The following is a 17,972-nucleotide window of genomic DNA, read 5'->3' as shown; positions in this document are numbered from 1 at the left end:
AAAAATCATCACCTTACCGTTTAACCGGGCTCCCTTACTGACCAACCGCCCTGGTTTCCATCGCCTCGATGTTGAACGCCGCCGCCAGCAACGCCTTGGTGTAATCCTCCTGCGGATCAGCGAAGATACTGGAGGCTGGGCCGCTCTCCACAACCTTGCCGTGGCGCATGACGATCAGATCGTTGGCAAGCGCCTTCACCACTTTCAGGTCATGACTGATGAAGAGATAGGCCAGATCGTGACGAGCCTGCAGGTCACGCAACAGATCGACCACCTGTGCCTGAACGCTCATGTCGAGCGCTGACGTCGGCTCGTCCAGCATCACGAAACGGGGCTTGAGCACCATGGCGCGGGCAATCGCGATACGCTGGCGCTGACCACCGGAAAACTCGTGCGGATAACGCCAGCGGGTTGCCGGATCCAGCCCCACCTCTTCCAGCGCCTTTGCGACAAGCGTGTCTCGCTCATCCGCGGAAAGCGACCGCTCGTGAACCTTCAGCCCCTCCTCTATGATCTCACCGACCGACATGCGCGGGCTCAGCGAACCGTAAGGATCCTGAAACACCACCTGAAGACGATTTCGCAGCGGCTTCATCATCTTGTAGGAATAGCTGTCGATAGACTGCCCGATAAAGCTGATGCGCCCTTTCGAAGCGATCAGGCGGGACAGCGCCAGGCCGAGCGTTGTCTTTCCGGAGCCGGATTCACCGACGACGCCAACCGTCTGACCGGCTCGCAGCGTAATATCGATGCCATCAACCGCCTTCACATGATCGACCACGCGTCGCATCAGGCCTGCCTTGATAGGGAACCAGACCTTGATGTCGTCCCCCTGCATGACAACGGGTTTTCCGTCATCGGCTGCGGGTGGCTCACCTTTCGGCTCGGCTGCCAGCAGATGACGCGTATACTCGTGCTGAGGCCGGTTGAAGACCTGCTCGACGGTGCCCGTCTCGACAATCTTGCCCTTGGTCATCACGCAGACCCGGTCGGCAAATTTACGGACGATGCCAAGGTCGTGGGTAATGAACAGCATGGACATGCCGTGCTGTGTCTTGAGTTCGCTCAACAATTCAAGAATCTGTGCCTGAACCGTGACATCAAGTGCCGTCGTCGGCTCGTCGGCGATCAGAAGTTTCGGCCGGTTGGCCAGCGCCATCGCAATCATGACACGCTGCCGCTGACCGCCGGAAAGCTCATGAGGATAGGCTTTGAGACGTTTTTCCGGCTCACGGATGCCGACCTGCCGCAGAAGATCCAGCGTGCGGTTTCTGGCCTCTGCGCCGTTGATGGCCTGATGCAACTCCAGGATTTCGCCGATCTGCCGCTCGATCGTGTGAAGCGGGTTGAGCGAGGTCATGGGCTCCTGAAAGATCATGGTTATGTCGTTGCCGCGCACGCCGCGCAGCGCCTTTTCCGGCAGACTCAACATGTCCTTGCCGTCAAAGACGATCTTGCCGGATGGATGGCTTGCGGCCGGATACGGCAACAATTTCAGGATGGAGTTGGCCGTCACCGACTTGCCGGAACCGGATTCACCGACGAGGGCGACGACTTCGCCCGGCATGATGTCAAACGACACATGATCGACGGCAAGGCTCGTCGTGCCGCCCTGATGAAAGGCGACCGACAGATCCTGAACGGAAAGAAGGGGAGTGTTCATTGTTTCCGTCATGGCGATCACCGGAACGTCTTGCGCGGATCGAAGGCGTCGCGAACCGCCTCGCCCACGAAGATCAGAAGAGAGAGCATGATCGACATGGTGAAGAAGGCTGTCAGGCCGAGCCAGGGCGCCTGGAGATTGTTCTTGCCCTGCGCGATCATTTCGCCGAGCGACGGCGAGCCGGGTGGCATGCCGAAGCCGAGGAAGTCGAGCGACGTCAGCGTCGTGATCGAGCCGGACAGGATGAACGGCAGGAAGGTCAGCGTTGCGACCATGGCGTTGGGCAGCAGATGCCGGAACATGATGGTTCCATTGCCGACCCCGAGCGCTCGAGCAGCGCGAACATATTCGAAGTTGCGGGCGCGGAGAAACTCGGCACGCACCACGCCGACAAACCCGACCCATGAGAACAGCAGCATGATGCCGAGCAGCACGAAGAAGCCGGGTGGCATGATCGCCGCTATGATGAGCAGGATGTAGAGAACCGGCATGGATGACCAGATCTCGATAAAGCGTTGCATCAACAGGTCCGTCCAGCCGCCGAAGTAGCCTTGAACGGCACCTGCGGTTACGCCGACAACAGCCGACGCTATGGTCAGCGCCAGACCGAACAGAACAGAGATACGGAAACCGTAAATCATGCGTGCCGTCACGTCGCGGGCCTGATTGTCGGTTCCCAGCCAGTTGAGATTTCCAAGCGTGCAGTTAGGATCGGCATCGCCCTCAGGATAGGCCGAGCAACGCTGCTGCCTGTCCATCAGCCAGAACGGCGGTGTGGGCGCGGAATGCGGAATGTTGGAATTGACCGTCTGGTAGGAGTAACGGATCGGCGGCCATACCATCCAGCCGTTGGCGTTGATCTCATCCTGAATGAAGGAGGATTTGTAATCGGTCTGCGCCAGGAAGCCGCCGAATTTCTCTTCCGGGTAATCTACCATCACAGGCACCAGAATCTCACCCTTGTAAGAGGCGAGGATCGGCTTATCGTTGGCGATGAATTCCGCGGCAAGGCTCAGGAAAAACAGGATGAGGAACAGCCAGAACGACCAGTAACCGCGCCGGTTGGCCTTGAAATTCTGCCAGCGCCGTTTGCTGGTCGGCGAAAACCACGGACGCTTCGGAGGCGCTGTCACGGTGCCATCGACGGAAGATGCGACGTTCATCACACATCCCTCCGCTCGAAGTCGATCCGCGGATCGATCCATGTATAGATAAGGTCGGAGAGCAGACCGACGACAAGCCCCATCAGCGAGAAGATATAGAGCGTGCCGAAAACGATCGGATAATCACGGTTGACGACCGAAAGATAACCGAGACGCCCCAGCCCATCGAGCGAGAAGATATTCTCGATCAACAGCGAACCGGTGAAGAAGGCGGAGATGAATGCGCCGGGGAAACCGGCAATGACGATCAGCATGGCGTTGCGGAAAACATGGCCGTAAAGCACCTTGCGCTCCGACAGGCCCTTGGCGCGAGCCGTCACCACATATTGCTTCTTGATCTCGTCGATGAAGGAATTCTTCGTCAGCAGCGTCGTCGTTGCAAAGGCCGACAATGAGAGCGCGATCAGAGGCAGGGTGAGGTGCCAGAAATAGTCGATGATCTTCTGCCACCAGTTCAGCTCGGCGAAGTTATCCGACACCAGTCCGCGCAGCGGGAACCAGTCGAAGAATGACCCACCAGCGAACAGGACGATCAGCAGGATACCGAAGAGGAAGCTTGGCACGGCATAACCGATGATGATCACACCCGAGGTCCAGACATCGAACGTCGAGCCGTCCGACACGGCCTTCTTGATGCCGAGGGGGATCGAGATCATGTAGGAAATGATGAGAATCCAGAAACCGAGTGACATCGAAACCGGCAGCTTGTCGATGATGAGATCGATGACCGACGAATTTCTGAAGAAGCTGTCACCAAAATCGAAGCGGATGTAGTTCCACATCATATCGAGAAAACGGGTGAGCGGCGGCTTGTCGAAGCCGAACTGCTTTTCCAGCTTGGCAATGAGGTCTGGATCAAGCCCCTGCGCTCCGCGATATTTCGAACCGCTTTCATCGAAACCTCCGGACTGGCCGAGCAGATCACCGCCACCGGACAGGCGATCCGACGCGCTGTCGCCTTGGCCGGTCAGTTGCGCAACCACCTGCTCCACCGGGCCGCCGGGCGCAAACTGGATGACAAGAAACGAAATGCCCATGATGCCGATCATCGTCGGGATCATCAGAGCCAGACGTCTGAGAATATATCCTCCCATCAGTCCCTGCCTCGGGCCAATGCGCCAGCGGTTTTCGTTTCGGTCAAACCCGGTCCTTTCCTGAAAGCGCTCGCTGCGCTCTAAAGCGATTCGTATCTGCCTATGTGAATCAAGCCTTCGAAGCGAAAGCAAGGCTTTGGAGCTGCGGAGAGAAAACGTAACCCTTCCGCAGCTTCCGTTCACGCTTGAGTGTAGGATGTTCCATCATTTCGCTGCTTCGGCAGACCACCACACGGACGGCATGCCAATAGAATATTCCGGCAGTTTTTCGGGATGCGCCAACCTGCCCCAGTAGGCGATGCGCGACGACTTGGAGCTGTAGCTCGGCACGACGATGTGATGCGCCAGAAGGACACGATCCAGCGCGTGGACGGCCGCGACGAGATCCTCGCGATCCTTCGCAAAGACGACCTTCTTGATGAGAGCGTCTACGCCGGGATCGCTGATGCCGCTGTAATTCTGCGAGCCTTCGCGCCTGGCGGCATCCGAACCCCAATATTCCGCCTGCTCATTGCCCGGGTTCATCGACTCGCCCCAGGCATTGTACATCACATCGAAATCGCGCGAGCGCCAGCGGTTGGTGAACTGGGACTGCTCGACACTCCGCACAGTGGCATCGATGCCGATCTTCTTGAGGTTCTGCGAAAACGACAGGGCGACCGGCTCGATCGTCGGGCCGCCGAGCATGATTTCAAACGTGAGGGGCTGGCCGGTCTTCGTGTTGACCATCCGGTTGCCCTTCAGCTCGTAACCCGCTTCCTTCAGCATGGCGACCGCCTTGCGAAGGTTGTCGCGCAGCTTTGCCGGATCGCCGTTGACTGGGTTGGTATAAGGTTCGGTGAAAACGCGTGGTGGAACGAGATCCTTCACCTCGTTCAGTATTTCCAGTTCACGACCCTGCGGAAGGCCGGAGGACGCCAGTTCGGTACGGAAGAAGAAGCTGTCGACGCGATCGTAGGAGCCGTAGAAGATCGTGCGCTTCAGCTCTTCGAAATCGAAGGCATAGTTCAGCGCTTCACGGACACGCGGATCGGCAAACTTGTCGCGGCGGGTGTTGAAGATGAAGCCGACCATGACGCCGACCTTACGCATCTCGTTTTCCAGCTCCTCGCGCTTGATGCGACCATCATTGACGGCGGGGAAATCGTAGGCCGTTGCCCAGCGACGCGCGGAGTTCTCCCACCAGTAGTCGGTATTGCCGGATCGGAATGCCTCGAACATCACGTCACGGTCAGCAAAATAGCTGTAGACGATGGAACCGAAATTGTTCTGGCCGACATTGACGTTGACGTTCTTGCCCCAATAATCGTCGCGCAGCTCGTAGCGGATGGTGGAGCCGGGTGTGACGGCGGCAACACGATACGGGCCTGAGCCCATGGGCACTTCAAGCGTGGTTTTCGTAATGTCGCGCGGCTTTCCATCGGCTCCTGTGCCTTCCCACCAATGCTTGGGAACGACCAGAAGCTGGCCAACGATCTGCGGCAGTTCGCGATTGTTCGGTTCATCGAACTTGAAAGTCACTTCCCGGTCTGCCGTTTTCTCGGCGCTGACGACATGGCGGTAATAGAACTCCATCTGCGGGTTCGATTTTTTTGCCTGCTCGAAGCTGAACACCACATCTTCCGGTGTTACCGGCTTGCCATCCGCCCAGCTGGCTTCCGCACGCAGGCGGAATGTCACGGAACTGAAGTCATCTGGATGTTTAAGGGCCTCGGCGAGAAGCCCGTACATGGACGATATCTCGTCCAGTGCCGAGGTCATCAGCGTCTCGTAGACGAGACCCAACCCCTCACCGGCCTCTCCGCGTGCAAGAAGCGGGTTCAGCGTATCGAAGCTTCCTTCCGACGAAAGCCGGAGCGTGCCGCCTTTCGGCGCATTCGGATTGACGTAATCGAAATGGGGGAAAGCGTCAGGGTGCTTCAGGTCGCCAACGGTTGAAATCCCCTTACGCCAACCATCCGCATCCTGAGCGGATGCAAAAGCCGGCATCAACAATGCGGATGCGGCAAGCGCGATAACGAGGCGGGATTTCAGTTGTACCAATACCATACGGGAAAGCCCCTGTTTTTCGTGGTCGTTGCGCAAAGCATAAAACAAACATGGGCAAAAAACAGATGCCGTGGCTCACAAGGTCTTTATCTCCCCAATCACAGGGTCTTTTCAACGCAGAGCGCATCGCCGCCAAACATGGTTTCAACAAATTCCAGATCCAGTTTAATCTCGGGACAAGAGAATCATTTCGGACGAAGCAGGCGGCAGCGACATGACGGCGGGATCATCGAGGGTGTTTAAACGAGCTCTGTTGGCCGTTTCGGTTCTTTCCGCGCTCCAGGCGGGAACCGTTACTGCCGAAGACCGTCCTGCCAAGGAAGTTTTCGGCCATCTAACCCTGCCATCCGCAACCACATCCCAGCCGATCGGTTCCTATGCAAAGGGTTGCCAATCGGGCGCAATCGCCATGCCGACGGATGGCCCCGGCTGGCAGGCCATGCGCCTTTCGCGCAATCGCCGCTGGGGGCAGCCGCAACTGATATCCTTCCTCGAGCAGTTTTCGCAGGATGCGCAGAAGATCGGCTGGCCGGGCCTTCTGCTCGGCGATATCTCCCAGCCGCGTGGCGGTCCCATGCTTTCCGGCCATGCATCACACCAGATCGGCCTCGATGTCGACGTCTGGTGGCGGCCGATGCCCAACTACCGGCTGAGCGCGCAGGAACGTGAAACGACGCCGTTCGTCTCCATGCTGGACAAGAGCAAGTTCCTGACGGTCGACGACCGCAAATGGACGCCGCTGAATGCCCGTCTCGTGATGATGGCCGCCAGCTATCCGCAGGTTGAACGAGTTTTCGTCAACCCGGCGATCAAGCAGAAACTCTGCCAGACGTGGACCGGCGACCGCACGTTCATGGGCAAGATCCGTCCGATCTACGGTCATGACGAACATTTTCACATCAGGCTCGAATGCCCGCCCGGTGCGGCGAACTGCAAACCTCAGGCACCGGTCGGCAAGGGTGACGGTTGCGATAAATCGCTGGCATGGTGGTTTACCAAGGAGCCTTGGGCGCCGCCGAAAAAAGACCCGAACGCCAAGCCGGTCAAACCACGCCAGGTCATGGTGTCCGATCTGCCGGCCGCATGCGCGGCTGTCGCATCCGCTCCATCAGCCAATCCGGAAGGCCTCTCCGCGCAAGCCTATTCGCCAGCGCAGGCAACAGACCAGCAAAGCGTCGAATCCGTCATTCAGGCTGCTCCTCCCGTTCAGCCACCCGCCGACATTCCTCTTCCGCTACAGCGCCCGACATTGAACTGAAACAGAAATGCAGCATTAAAAAGCGCCGCTTTTCAAATGGCGGCAAGCTGCTATAGAAGGCTTCAAATCGATTTAATTATTCATTGGAGATAAGCTGCCCATGGCTGAAGAACGCTGTATCGCGCTCATAGCCCACGACGAAAAAAAGGATGACATGGCGGATTTTGCCCGCCGGCATCAAAAAGCGCTCTCCAAGTTCAAGATCGTTGCAACCGGTACGACGGGTGGCCGCGTTCAGGAAGCCTGTCCGGGGTTGAACGTCATTCGCCTCAAGAGCGGGCCGCTTGGCGGCGATCAGCAGATCGGCGCGATGATCGCAACCGGTGCCGTGGACATGCTGATTTTCTTCACCGATCCATTGACGCCGATGCCGCATGACGTGGACGTGAAGGCCCTGACGCGCCTCGCCACCGTCTACGACATTCCCATGGCTCTCAATCGAGCCACTGCGGAAAAGCTCACCGACTTCAACCTCGCCGACTGATGCTCGCACCAAAAGTGGAACAGGTAATGCCCAAGACGTCCGATACCGAATATCTCTCCTTCCCGATCCTTATTGGCGACATCGGCGGCACCAATGCACGCTTTTCCATTCTGATCGATGCCTTTGCGGAACCCGCGCATTTCACAACGGTCAAGACGGCCGAGTACCCGACCATCGACGACGCCATACAGCAGGCGGTTCTCGACAAGACGTCCATCCAGCCGGTTTCGACCATTCTTGCCATTGCCGGGCCGATCGAGGGCGATGAAATTCCGCTGACCAATTGCCATTGGGTGGTCAAACCGAAGGACATGCTGGCCAATCTCGGCCTGAAGGACGTCATCGTCATCAACGATTTCGAAGCGCAGGCGCTGGCGATTGCCGCTCTCGATGATGACAACCGCGAGCTTATCGGCCCCGAGCGGAAGGATGCACTGGCGTCCCGCGTGGTGCTTGGACCTGGCACCGGCCTTGGCGTCGCAGGTCTCGTTTATGCCCGCCATATGTGGTTCCCGGTTCCAGGCGAAGGCGGTCATATCGACATCGGCCCAAGAACGGATCGCGACTATGCCGTTTTCCCCCATATCGAAACCATCGAGGGACGTGTTGCAGGTGAGCAGATCCTTTGCGGACGCGGACTGGTCAATCTCTACCGTGCCGTGTGTGCCGCCGATGGCATCGAGCCAGTGCTCTCCGATCCCGCCGACATAACATCCCAGGGACTTTCCAGCGAGAACGCCCAGGCGAAGGAAACCCTGACGCTGTTCAGCACCTATCTCGGCCGCGTCGCAGGAGACATTGCTCTGATCTTCATGGCCAAGGGAGGTGTTTATCTGGCGGGCGGGATCTCCCAGAAAATCCTCCCGGCACTGAAAAGCCCAGAGTTCCGGGCAGCGTTCGAAGACAAGGCGCCTCACAAGGCGTTGATGCGCAGCATCCCGACCTTTGTCGTCACCCATCCGCAGGCTGCACTGTCCGGTCTGGCGACCTATGCCAGAACGCCTTCCGATTTCGGCCTTTCGCTTGATGGGCGACGCTGGAAAGCCTGAGCTAACGGCACGGCAAAAAGGCTCGCATGCCACGCTTGCGAAGCGGACGGATGATCTTTACCTTCGCCGCCAATCCTGAGCGGGCAGACTTGGCGGACGCTGATCCGCCGAAAACGGAATGAGTGAAAGCATGAGCGGCAACGATATGAAACTGGTGGTGGTTGGAGCAGCAGGCCGTATGGGGCAGGCGCTGATCCGCCTCGTTCACCAGACACCCGGCGTCACACTCCACGCCGCCGTGGCACGCGAGGGATCTGCCTTCGTTGGTCGCGATGCCGGTGAAGTCGCAGGTCTTGGGCCAATCGGCATCGCGATCACCAGCGATCCGCTCGAAGCCTTTCTTCATGCCGAAGGTGTCATCGACTTCACCTCGCCTGCAACGAGCGTCACGTTTGCGGGGCTTGCCGCGCAGGCACGCATCGTTCATGTCATCGGCACCACGGGCTGCTCGCCTGAAGACGAAGAGAAATTCGAGGCCGCATCGCGTCATGCGCGGATCATCAAGTCCGGCAATATGAGCCTCGGCGTCAACCTGCTCAGCGTTCTGACGGCACAGGCGGCACGCGCACTCGATGCGCAGAACTGGGATATCGAAATTCTCGAAATGCATCACAAGCACAAGGTCGACGCGCCATCCGGCACCGCCCTTCTGCTCGGTGAGGCGGCGGCGGCAGGACGCAAGGTCGACCTGACCGCATCTTCCGTTCGCGTACGTGACGGACACACCGGTGCACGTGAAACCGGCACAATCGGCTTTGCCACGTTGCGCGGCGGTTCCGTCATCGGCGAACATTCGGTTATCTTTGCGGGCGAAGGCGAACGCGTCGAGCTTTCCCACTATGCGGGCGACAGATCGATCTTTGCGCGCGGTGCAGTTGCCGCGGCAATCTGGGGGCGCGACAAAAAACCGGGCCTCTATTCGATGCTGGATGTACTTGGCCTGCAACTGCCCGAATAGGCAGCACCCATCCAAACTGCGACCTCAGTTTTCGATCGTGAATTCCACGGTATCAGCTGAAAAACGGCTGATGGCGTACTGAACGGGTACGCCATCGATATCCGTATTAAGCGCATATGTGACGAGCACGATCGCACCTGGAGACAACTCCAGATCGGACAAATCCTCCGCATCCGCATGGGTTGCTGAAATGACCGTCGTATCGCGCACATAGTCCTTCAGCCCGAGCTTTGCGAAGGCTTCCGTGATCGAACCGCTGGCACGGTAAGCCTCCTCGATTCCCGAAAACCGTTTCGCCGGAAACCATGTCGTCGAGCGGGAAACAGGGTGATGGTCGGCTTTCCTCAGTGTCTCCATGCGGATCAACGGCTCGCCGACATCCAGCTTCAGGCGCGTCGCCAAATCCTCGGTCGCCTTCTCTATCGAATGCGAAAGAAGCAGCGCCTCCATATCCTTCGCCTGCTCCCCGATGCCAGCCGTGAAACGGGTGCGTTTCGAAATCGGGAAACTCAGACGGCCCTTGCGAACGATCATCGTCCCCCGCCCCTGCAACGGCTCAACGATGCCTTCGCTGGCGAGCGCCGCAATCGCGCTGCGGACGGTGTGGCGGTTCACACCGAATTTTTCCGAAAGGGTCATCTCGGGCGGTAACATGCCCGTTGCATCATGATCGCCAGCGGCGATCTCCTGCCTGATCCTGTCGGCGATCTGACGCCAGAGCGCCACTCCATTCTTTCTCTTCATCACGGGCCTGTGTCACACGCTTGTCATTCATCGACGGTAATTGTACCTTACATTGTATAGTTGTCTATATCAATAGACATTTGAGGTCAATGATGCACGAACAAGACACGAAGCTTCACCATTCAGAGCGCCGGCGGGTGGCGGCACTCCTCGCCCGCGCCACGCTGCAGGAACTGCAGGCTGCATGGAGCAAACAGGATGCCGACCCGCAGGCAACAGCCATACGTGGCCCGGAAACCGGGCTGGTCATGGTCAAAGGCCGCATTGGCGGTGGCGGAGCACCATTCAATCTCGGCGAAACGACCGTGACCCGCGCCACCGTTAAGCTGCCCTCCGGCTCCATCGGTCATGCACACCTTCTGGGTACGAGCCGCAAGAGGGCCTGGTATGCCGCGATCTTCGATGCGCTGTGGCAGGACACGCTGAAGCGTCGGTTTGTCGAAGACGAGATCCTGGCGCCGGTCGAGAAGAGGCTGGCCGACGAACAGGACCGGCAGACCAGAGAGACGGCTGCAACACGCGTCGATTTCTTCACAATGGTTCGGGGAGAAGACTGATGGGCATCAAGGCAGAAGCACTGACGGGCGGCTTTACCGATGCTGTTCTCGATTCACAGAAGATCTTCAAGAAACTGATGGATGGCATGGCGCGGCCGGGTACGCTCCAAGCAATCGATGGCCCTATCCATCCACCTGCACCGCTCGCTGCGGCAACGGGCGGCATCATACTCGCGCTGTGCGATCACGATACACTGGTCTGGCTGAGCGGCGCGGTTCGAAAGTCGCTCGTGCCGAGCTGGATCGGTTTTCACACGGGCGCTCCGACGACGGAAGAAAAGCAGGATGCCTGTTTTGCAATCGTGGAAATGGGTAGCGGCGTTCCCGCGCTTGGCCTTTTTGCGCAGGGAACGCAGGACTACCCGGATCGCTCGACAACCATCGTCATCGAATTGCCGGATCTTGAAAATGGCCCGGAACTGACCCTGTCCGGACCCGGTATCCGCGATCGGAACGTCATCCGACCGAGCGGCCTGCCAGAAATGTTCGCAACCCTGTGGGCGGAGAACAACGCCATCTTCCCACGTGGCGTCGATGTCATCCTGACGTCGAGCGACCATTTCATCTGCCTGCCGCGCACGACGCGCATCGAACCAGTGGAGGCGTAACATGTATGTTGCAGTTAAAGGCGGAGAGGCCGCCATTGCCAACGCTCACCGGTTGCTCGCCGACAAACGGCGCGGCGATCGCAACCTGCCTGCCATGTCTGTCGCGCAGATCGTTTCGCAGCTTTCCCTTGCCGTGGATCGCGTCATGGCGGAAGCCTCGCTTTACGACCCGGGACTGGCAGGAATGGCCGTCAAGCAGGCGCGTGGCGACATGATCGAGGCGATCTTCCTGTTGCGCGCCTATCGCACGACATTGCCGCGGTTCGGTTACTCGGTACCGGTCGACAACGCAAGAATGGCAGTTCAACGCCGCGTTTCGGCCACCTACAAGGATCTTCCCGGTGGGCAGCTGTTGGGCCCAACCTTCGACTATACCCACCGCCTGCTCGATCCCGCGCTGCTGGACGACGAAACCGTCGAACCCGCCAATCTTCGTGATGGCAACGCCGAACACGTGATGCGCGTATCAGACATTCTGGCTGGCGAGGGACTGATCGAAACAGACGGCGACATGCCGGACGATCATGTACCGGGCGACCTGACGCGCGAGCCGATGGAATTTCCCATGCCGCGCGACCTTCGCCTGCAGTCTCTTGCGCGCGGTGATGAGGGCTTTCTTCTTGCGCTGGCTTACTCCACGCAGCGCGGTTATGGCCGCAACCATCCGTTCGTGGGCGAGGTCCGCATCGGTTCTGTGGAAATCGAGCTGGACGTGCCTGAACTCGGTTTTGCCGTTTCCATCGGCGATATTCAGGTCACCGAATGCCAGATGGTCAACCAGTTCAAGGGCTCGGCCAAGGCACCGCCGCAGTTTACACGCGGTTATGGGCTCGTCTTTGGCCAGAGCGAACGCAAGGCCATGGCCATGTCGCTCGTCGACCGCGCACTGCGCGCCAGTGAGTTCGGTGAAGACGTGGTCGCCCCCGCACAGGACGAAGAATTTGTCATCTCGCACGCCGACAACGTGCAGGCGACCGGCTTCGTGGAACATCTGAAACTGCCACACTACGTGGATTTTCAGGCGGAACTTGCTCTCGTCCGGAAAATGCGCGCCGATTTCGACGCGATGACTGCCTCACAAGCCGAATGGATGAACGATGCAGCCGAATAAATCAGCGACCGCGCTCTTCGCCGAACCAGTAAGCGCAAAAAATGCTCGATGCTGCGAATACAGCAAAGAAGACTGCGGCAAGAATTCCCATCTCCATGAGCTTTGTACTCCTTTTTTCGCAAGGTTAACGCGCAATGCTTGAAGAAGTTTCATTCGAAGACGGCCTGGCGACCTACAACTTCGCCTATCTGGACGAACAGACCAAGCGGATGATCCGCCGCGCCATCCTCAAGGCCATCGCAATTCCCGGTTATCAGGTGCCTTTCGCATCCCGGGAAATGCCGATGCCTTACGGCTGGGGAACAGGCGGCGTACAGGTCACCGCGTCCATCATCGGCCCGGACGATGTCCTGAAGGTTATCGACCAGGGAGCGGACGACACGACGAATGCCGTTTCCATCCGCGCCTTTTTCCAGAAGGTCGCAAACGTCGCCGTCACGACACGAACCGGGGATGCAAGCATCATCCAGACGCGCCACCGCATCCCCGAAGAAGCACTGCACGAAGGACAGGTTCTCGTGTATCAGGTGCCGATCCCCGAACCTCTGCGTTTCCTCGAGCCGCGTGAAACCGAAACGCGCATCATGCATGCGCTGGAGGAATACGGCCTCATGCATGTCAAACTCTATGAAGACATCGCTCACAACGGCCGCATATCGACGACCTATGCCTATCCCGTGAAGGTGGCCGGGCGTTACGTCATGGATCCCTCGCCGACGCCGAAGTTCGACAACCCGAAAATGCACATGTCGGAAGCGCTTCAGCTTTTCGGCGCGGGTCGCGAAAAACGCATCTACGCCGTTCCGCCCTACACGAAGGTCGTCAGCCTCGACTTCGAGGATCATCCCTTTGAAATCCAGAGCTTCGACAAGCCCTGCGCGATGTGCGGAGCCGAGAACGTCTATCTGGACGAGGTCGTGCTGGACGACAAAGGCGGACGGATGTTCGTCTGCTCCGATACCGATCATTGCGAAGATCGTCGCGCTCATGGCCACAAAGGCTCCATGCTGGCAGACGTGAAGGAGGCCGCCGAATGAGCGACGCACCACTTCTGAAAATTCAGGACGTTTCCAAATATTACGGTGACCGGGCCGGTTGCCGTAACGTGTCCTTCGAACTGTATTCCGGCGAGGTTCTGGCCATCGTCGGTGAATCCGGTTCGGGAAAAACCACGCTTCTCAACTGCATCTCCACACGGCTGGCGCCGACGGCGGGCAGCATCGAATATCGGATGCGCGATGGCTCCGTGCGTGATCTTTACCGGATGAGCGAAGCGGAGCGCCGCTTCCTGATGCGAACGGACTGGGGCTTCGTGCACCAGAACCCCGCCGACGGGCTGCGCATGACGGTTTCGGCCGGTGCCAATGTCGGTGAGCGCCTGATGGCTGTCGGCAACAGACACTATGGCAACATCCGTCAGTCGGCGAGCGAATGGCTGGAACGCGTGGAAATCGGCACCGACCGCATCGATGACCAGCCGCGCGCCTTTTCGGGCGGCATGCGCCAGCGCCTGCAGATCGCCCGCAATCTGGTAACCGCTCCGCGCCTGGTTTTCATGGATGAGCCGACGGGCGGGCTTGATGTTTCGGTACAGGCACGCCTGCTGGATCTGGTGCGCAACCTGGTGACCGATCTCGGTCTTGCCGTAGTTGTCGTCACTCACGATCTTGCCGTCGCACGGCTTCTTTCCCATCGCATGATGGTGATGAAGGGCGGCAATGTCATCGAACACGGCCTGACCGACCGCGTGCTGGATGATCCCCGCGAGCCATACACTCAGCTTCTCGTTTCCTCGATCCTGCAGGTGTAACCGCGTGCTTCCGAAAGCTGCCGCTCGTTTTCGGACAAAATCACGCGCAACAAGAAAGAACTCATGATGCCAACTCCTCTCGTCGTTTCAGAAGTCTTCAAGAGCTTCACCATGCATCTTCGCGACGGCATCGAACTGCCCGTCGTGCGCGACGTCAATTTCTCGGTGTGCAGCGGCGAATGCGTCGTTCTGGGCGGGCCGTCGGGTATCGGCAAAAGCTCGATCCTGAAAATGCTCTACGGCAACTATGCCATCGACGGCGGGCAGATCCTGATCAGCCATGAAGGGCAGGTTGTGGATCTCGGCAGCGCCGCACCACGGACGATCCTCGACATTCGCCACCGGACCATCGGTTATGTCAGCCAGTTCCTTCGCACCGTGCCGCGCGTCTCGGCCGTGGACGTCGTGGCGGAACCGCTTCTGGCTCGCAAGGTCGCCGTGGCGGAAGCGCGCGAGCGGGCTGGCGAACTATTGGCCAAGCTCAACCTGCCACGGGAATTGTGGATGCTACCGCCTGCCACCTTCTCCGGCGGGGAACAGCAGCGCGTGAACATCGCACGCGGCTTCATCACGAACCACGCGATCCTGCTGCTGGACGAGCCAACCGCTTCGCTGGACGCCGCAAACCGGCGTGTCGTGGTCGAGATGATCCTCGAAAAGAAACGCAACGGCACGGCGCTCCTCGGCATCTTCCACGATGAGGAAGTTCGCGAAGCCGTCGCCGACCGCATCATCGACGTTTCTGAATTCTCGCCACGAAAGGCTGCAGCATGAGCGTCAAGGTTGGCCTCGAGCCCGTCATTCACGACACAGCCCGCGTGACCGGTTCCACCATCGGCCGGTACACCGAAATCTCGGAGCGATGCCGGATCGAAGAAGTCGAGATGGGCGACTATTCCTACATCATGCAGGATGGCGCGGTCTGGTGCGCGACCATCGGCAAGTTCGTCAACATCGCTGCGTCAGTGCGCATCAATGCGACCAATCACCCGGTAGAGCGGGCGACATTGCACCATTTCACCTACCGCGCTGCCAGTTACTGGGATGATGCCGAAAACGAGCAGGACTTTTTCGATGCGCGCCGCGCCAAAAAAGTCGTGATCGGACACGATGTCTGGATCGGCCACGGCGTCACCATCCTGCCCGGCGTCAACGTCGGCAATGGAGCGGTGATCGGTGCCGGGGCGGTCGTATCGAAAGATGTCGCGCCCTACACCATCGTCGGCGGCGTCCCCGCAAAGCTGATAAGAGAGCGCTTTTCCGCAGAACTCGGGACGCGCATGGATCGGCTGGCGTGGTGGGACTGGGATCACGCCACCCTTCGCACTGCGCTTGATGACTTCCGTTCACTCGGTGCCGAGCAATTCGTCTCCAAATACGAAGACAGGATTTTCCAGGCCAACGCGTAATATTTTCTTCATCAAACTGACATTCGCATTTCATGGAGCGCTGTTACGTCGTTCCCCGTCATAAGAGCAGATTGGACGGGGAAATGAGTTTTCACCTGAAGCAAGTCACGCGCCGCTTCGGCAATCACACTGCCGTCGATGCCGTGAATATCGAGATTCCGCAAGGCCAGATGGTCGGCGTGATCGGGCGCTCAGGCGCGGGAAAGTCGACCCTGCTGCGGATGATCAACCGCCTTGTCGATCCCTCATCCGGTTCGATACACTTCAACGAACTGGAAGTGTCCTCGCTCAAGGGTGCTTCGCTGCGGAACTGGCAGCGCGACTGCGCCATGATCTTCCAGCAGTTCAATCTCGTGCCACGCCTCGACGTTCTCACCAACGTCATGCTCGGTCGCCTCAATCACCGCTCGACGGCGCTCAGCCTCCTGAACATCTTCACCCATGAAGAGCGCCTGATGGCGATTGCCGCGCTTGAGCGCCTTGGCATCGAGCATGTCGCAATGCAGGCGGCAGGTACGCTCTCCGGCGGCCAGCAGCAACGCGTGGCCATTGCCCGCGCCCTGATGCAGTCGCCCAAAATGGTACTGGCCGACGAACCGATCGCCTCTCTCGATCCGTTGAACGCCAAGATCGTCATGGACGCGCTGCGTGACATCAACGAACGCGAAGGCATCACCGTCATCACCAATCTGCACACGCTGGATACGGCGCGCAACTACTGCGAACGCATCGTCGGCATGGCCGCAGGACGCGTCGTATTCGACGGAACGCCATCCGAGCTGACCGCCTCCGCCGTCAAGGCGATCTACGGAACGGATTCCCAAGGATCCGGCATCGACGAAACCCTGACGTCGACCAGCATCACCATTCCCGGCGCGCAGCTTCAAGCCCGCGCGTCACAGCAATCTGCCGGCTCCGAACCGCTGGCTCATCAACCGATTACGATGGTCGGAATCTGAGGGCCGCTCAGTATCATTCGCGCCCGCGTCAAGTGGCCCGTACGTCTTTCACAATCACAATAAACCCGGTTCGCCGGATACCAGGAGAAAAACCATGTTGAAGAAAGCCCTTCTTTCGGCCGTCGCTTTCGGCGTTTTGGCCGGCTCCGCCATGGCTCAGGACGTCAAGGTTCTGCGCATCGGCCTCGACGGTTCCGAAAACGCTTCCGACCAACTGCGTAACGCACAGTGCGTCGCCGATGGCCTGAAGGTCGCAACCGGCGTCCCCGAAGTGCAGATCTTCCCGTCGCCGGACTACAACGGCGTTATCCAGGGTCTGCTTGGCGGCACGATCGACATCGCCTCCATGGGCGCGTCCTCCTACGCAAAGATCGCCCTTCAGGATCCGAAGGCTGTCGATCCGATCCTGACCTACACCGGTTCTGACGGCTCCAGCGGTTATTACACCATCATGGTTGCCCGCAAGGATAGCGGCATCAAGACACTGGCCGACGCCAAGGGCAAGAAGCTCGGCTTTGCCGATCCGGACTCCACCTCCGGCTACCTCGTTCCGAACGTCGCCCTGCCGAAGGAAATCGGCGCGCCGGTGAAGGAATACTTCTCCGAGACCGGTTTCGGTGGCGGCCATGAGAACCTCGTTCTCGCCGTTCTCGACAAAAAGTTCGACGTCGGTACCACCTTCGGTTCGGGCGTTGGCAAGTGGGAAGAGGGCTACACCGGCGGCAACCTTCACCAGATGGTCGCCAAGGGCAACCTTGACATGGACGATATCGTCGAAGTCTGGAAGTCCCCGCTGATCCCGAATGGCCCGCTGATGGTCGCCAACAAGGTCGGTGAAGGCATGAAGCAGAAGATCGAGGACTTCTTCATGGAACTGCCGAAGAAGGATCTGGCGTGCTTTCAGGCGTTCACCCAGGGCAAGAACAAGGACTACATCAAGGTTGATGCGTCCTTCTACCAGACCATCATCGACGCCCGTAAGTCCGTTATCGGCGGCTGATCATAACGACATTTTTATGAGAGCGGCGGTGCCCCGGGCACTGCCGCTTTTTCCAA

At 59.0% G+C, this 17,972-nt stretch carries 18 protein-coding genes; 13 read left to right on the top strand and 5 right to left on the bottom strand.

Features of this window, described 5'->3' with window-relative positions:
- Nucleotides 1-34: 34 nt before the first annotated feature.
- From N7578_RS10100 to N7578_RS10085, 4 genes are all read right to left on the bottom strand, one after another.
- Nucleotides 35-1,675, bottom strand: a complete 1,641-nt coding sequence (locus N7578_RS10100; protein ID WP_311110221.1) for an ABC transporter ATP-binding protein — start codon at nucleotides 1,673-1,675, stop codon at nucleotides 35-37.
- Nucleotides 1,676-1,680: 5 nt separating this feature from the next.
- The gene (locus tag N7578_RS10095; protein ID WP_311110220.1) at nucleotides 1,681-2,826 is read right to left on the bottom strand and encodes an ABC transporter permease; all 1,146 of its coding nucleotides are present in this window, start codon (nucleotides 2,824-2,826) and stop codon (nucleotides 1,681-1,683) included.
- Nucleotides 2,826-3,920 (bottom strand): microcin C ABC transporter permease YejB, encoded by a 1,095-nt coding sequence (locus tag N7578_RS10090; protein ID WP_311110219.1) that lies wholly within the window; start codon nucleotides 3,918-3,920, stop codon nucleotides 2,826-2,828. Before N7578_RS10090 ends, N7578_RS10095 begins: the two co-directional genes overlap by 1 nt.
- A gap of 204 nt (nucleotides 3,921-4,124) precedes the next feature.
- Nucleotides 4,125-5,969 (bottom strand): extracellular solute-binding protein, encoded by a 1,845-nt coding sequence (locus N7578_RS10085; protein ID WP_311110218.1) that lies wholly within the window; start codon nucleotides 5,967-5,969, stop codon nucleotides 4,125-4,127.
- 214 nt (nucleotides 5,970-6,183) lie between these two features.
- Between N7578_RS10085 and mepA the strand changes: the two genes are divergently transcribed.
- The 4 genes from mepA to dapB all read left to right on the top strand — a co-directional run bounded on the left by mepA (nucleotide 6,184) and on the right by dapB (nucleotide 9,718).
- The gene (mepA, locus tag N7578_RS10080; RefSeq protein ID WP_311110217.1) at nucleotides 6,184-7,227 is read left to right on the top strand and encodes a penicillin-insensitive murein endopeptidase; all 1,044 of its coding nucleotides are present in this window, start codon (nucleotides 6,184-6,186) and stop codon (nucleotides 7,225-7,227) included.
- Nucleotides 7,228-7,327: 100 nt separating this feature from the next.
- Nucleotides 7,328-7,711, top strand: coding sequence for a methylglyoxal synthase (locus N7578_RS10075; protein WP_311110216.1), 384 nt, complete (start codon nucleotides 7,328-7,330; stop codon nucleotides 7,709-7,711).
- 26 nt (nucleotides 7,712-7,737) lie between these two features.
- Nucleotides 7,738-8,760, top strand: a complete 1,023-nt coding sequence (locus N7578_RS10070) for a glucokinase (protein ID WP_311110215.1) — start codon at nucleotides 7,738-7,740, stop codon at nucleotides 8,758-8,760.
- Nucleotides 8,761-8,890: 130 nt separating this feature from the next.
- The gene (dapB, locus tag N7578_RS10065) at nucleotides 8,891-9,718 is read left to right on the top strand and encodes a 4-hydroxy-tetrahydrodipicolinate reductase (protein WP_311110214.1); all 828 of its coding nucleotides are present in this window, start codon (nucleotides 8,891-8,893) and stop codon (nucleotides 9,716-9,718) included.
- Nucleotides 9,719-9,742: 24 nt separating this feature from the next.
- Here the strand turns inward: dapB and phnF are convergent, their stop codons facing one another.
- The gene (gene phnF / locus N7578_RS10060) at nucleotides 9,743-10,462 is read right to left on the bottom strand and encodes a phosphonate metabolism transcriptional regulator PhnF (RefSeq protein ID WP_311110213.1); all 720 of its coding nucleotides are present in this window, start codon (nucleotides 10,460-10,462) and stop codon (nucleotides 9,743-9,745) included.
- Between the two features lie 89 nt (nucleotides 10,463-10,551).
- Between phnF and phnG the strand changes: the two genes are divergently transcribed.
- The 9 genes from phnG (at nucleotide 10,552) to phnD (ending at nucleotide 17,916) form a co-directional block, all read left to right on the top strand.
- On the top strand, nucleotides 10,552-11,019 hold the full coding sequence (phnG, locus tag N7578_RS10055; RefSeq protein ID WP_311110212.1) for a phosphonate C-P lyase system protein PhnG: 468 nt from the start codon (nucleotides 10,552-10,554) through the stop codon (nucleotides 11,017-11,019).
- On the top strand, nucleotides 11,019-11,627 hold the full coding sequence (phnH, locus tag N7578_RS10050; RefSeq protein ID WP_311110211.1) for a phosphonate C-P lyase system protein PhnH: 609 nt from the start codon (nucleotides 11,019-11,021) through the stop codon (nucleotides 11,625-11,627). The genes phnG and phnH overlap by 1 nt, the downstream gene beginning before the upstream one ends.
- 1 nt (nucleotide 11,628) lies before the next feature.
- On the top strand, nucleotides 11,629-12,738 hold the full coding sequence (locus tag N7578_RS10045) for a carbon-phosphorus lyase complex subunit PhnI (RefSeq protein WP_311110210.1): 1,110 nt from the start codon (nucleotides 11,629-11,631) through the stop codon (nucleotides 12,736-12,738).
- 134 nt (nucleotides 12,739-12,872) lie between these two features.
- A complete protein-coding gene (locus tag N7578_RS10040) occupies nucleotides 12,873-13,775 on the top strand; it encodes an alpha-D-ribose 1-methylphosphonate 5-phosphate C-P-lyase PhnJ (protein ID WP_311110209.1) in 903 nt (300 codons plus the stop codon).
- Nucleotides 13,772-14,548, top strand: coding sequence for a phosphonate C-P lyase system protein PhnK (gene phnK, locus N7578_RS10035; protein WP_311110208.1), 777 nt, complete (start codon nucleotides 13,772-13,774; stop codon nucleotides 14,546-14,548). Before N7578_RS10040 ends, phnK begins: the two co-directional genes overlap by 4 nt.
- A 66-nt stretch (nucleotides 14,549-14,614) precedes the next feature.
- Entirely contained in the window at nucleotides 14,615-15,322 is a 708-nt protein-coding gene (gene phnL / locus N7578_RS10030) for a phosphonate C-P lyase system protein PhnL (RefSeq protein WP_311112458.1), read from the top strand.
- Complete coding sequence (locus N7578_RS10025) at nucleotides 15,319-15,957, top strand: DapH/DapD/GlmU-related protein (RefSeq protein WP_311110207.1); 639 nt, start codon at nucleotides 15,319-15,321, stop codon at nucleotides 15,955-15,957. The genes phnL and N7578_RS10025 overlap by 4 nt, the downstream gene beginning before the upstream one ends.
- Nucleotides 15,958-16,040: 83 nt before the next feature.
- Entirely contained in the window at nucleotides 16,041-16,916 is an 876-nt protein-coding gene (gene phnC, locus N7578_RS10020) for a phosphonate ABC transporter ATP-binding protein (protein WP_311110206.1), read from the top strand.
- Nucleotides 16,917-17,010: 94 nt separating this feature from the next.
- On the top strand, nucleotides 17,011-17,916 hold the full coding sequence (gene phnD, locus N7578_RS10015; protein WP_311110205.1) for a phosphonate ABC transporter substrate-binding protein: 906 nt from the start codon (nucleotides 17,011-17,013) through the stop codon (nucleotides 17,914-17,916).
- Nucleotides 17,917-17,972: the final 56 nt, after the last annotated feature.

Origin of the sequence: Agrobacterium tumefaciens, assembly GCF_031801495.1 — a bacterium.
GTDB lineage: Bacteria > Pseudomonadota > Alphaproteobacteria > Rhizobiales > Rhizobiaceae > Agrobacterium > Agrobacterium tumefaciens_K.
Note: the sequence above shows the minus strand (reverse complement) of the source record. Positions and strands in the feature narration are given on the sequence as shown.

What these genes read in the sequence shown, in the direction of transcription:
- N7578_RS10100 (WP_311110221.1), bottom strand. Translation starts at nt 1,675, where the DNA reads ATGACGGAAACAATGAACACTCCCCTTCTTTCCGTTCAGGATCTGTCG.
- N7578_RS10095 (WP_311110220.1), bottom strand. Translation starts at nt 2,826, where the DNA reads ATGAACGTCGCATCTTCCGTCGATGGCACCGTGACAGCGCCTCCGAAG.
- N7578_RS10090 (WP_311110219.1), bottom strand. Translation starts at nt 3,920, where the DNA reads ATGGGAGGATATATTCTCAGACGTCTGGCTCTGATGATCCCGACGATG.
- N7578_RS10085 (WP_311110218.1), bottom strand. Translation starts at nt 5,969, where the DNA reads ATGGTATTGGTACAACTGAAATCCCGCCTCGTTATCGCGCTTGCCGCA.
- mepA (WP_311110217.1), top strand. Translation starts at nt 6,184, where the DNA reads ATGACGGCGGGATCATCGAGGGTGTTTAAACGAGCTCTGTTGGCCGTT.
- N7578_RS10075 (WP_311110216.1), top strand. Translation starts at nt 7,328, where the DNA reads ATGGCTGAAGAACGCTGTATCGCGCTCATAGCCCACGACGAAAAAAAG.
- N7578_RS10070 (WP_311110215.1), top strand. Translation starts at nt 7,738, where the DNA reads ATGCCCAAGACGTCCGATACCGAATATCTCTCCTTCCCGATCCTTATT.
- dapB (WP_311110214.1), top strand. Translation starts at nt 8,891, where the DNA reads ATGAGCGGCAACGATATGAAACTGGTGGTGGTTGGAGCAGCAGGCCGT.
- phnF (WP_311110213.1), bottom strand. Translation starts at nt 10,462, where the DNA reads ATGAAGAGAAAGAATGGAGTGGCGCTCTGGCGTCAGATCGCCGACAGG.
- phnG (WP_311110212.1), top strand. Translation starts at nt 10,552, where the DNA reads ATGATGCACGAACAAGACACGAAGCTTCACCATTCAGAGCGCCGGCGG.
- phnH (WP_311110211.1), top strand. Translation starts at nt 11,019, where the DNA reads ATGGGCATCAAGGCAGAAGCACTGACGGGCGGCTTTACCGATGCTGTT.
- N7578_RS10045 (WP_311110210.1), top strand. Translation starts at nt 11,629, where the DNA reads ATGTATGTTGCAGTTAAAGGCGGAGAGGCCGCCATTGCCAACGCTCAC.
- N7578_RS10040 (WP_311110209.1), top strand. Translation starts at nt 12,873, where the DNA reads ATGCTTGAAGAAGTTTCATTCGAAGACGGCCTGGCGACCTACAACTTC.
- phnK (WP_311110208.1), top strand. Translation starts at nt 13,772, where the DNA reads ATGAGCGACGCACCACTTCTGAAAATTCAGGACGTTTCCAAATATTAC.
- phnL (WP_311112458.1), top strand. Translation starts at nt 14,615, where the DNA reads ATGCCAACTCCTCTCGTCGTTTCAGAAGTCTTCAAGAGCTTCACCATG.
- N7578_RS10025 (WP_311110207.1), top strand. Translation starts at nt 15,319, where the DNA reads ATGAGCGTCAAGGTTGGCCTCGAGCCCGTCATTCACGACACAGCCCGC.
- phnC (WP_311110206.1), top strand. Translation starts at nt 16,041, where the DNA reads ATGAGTTTTCACCTGAAGCAAGTCACGCGCCGCTTCGGCAATCACACT.
- phnD (WP_311110205.1), top strand. Translation starts at nt 17,011, where the DNA reads ATGTTGAAGAAAGCCCTTCTTTCGGCCGTCGCTTTCGGCGTTTTGGCC.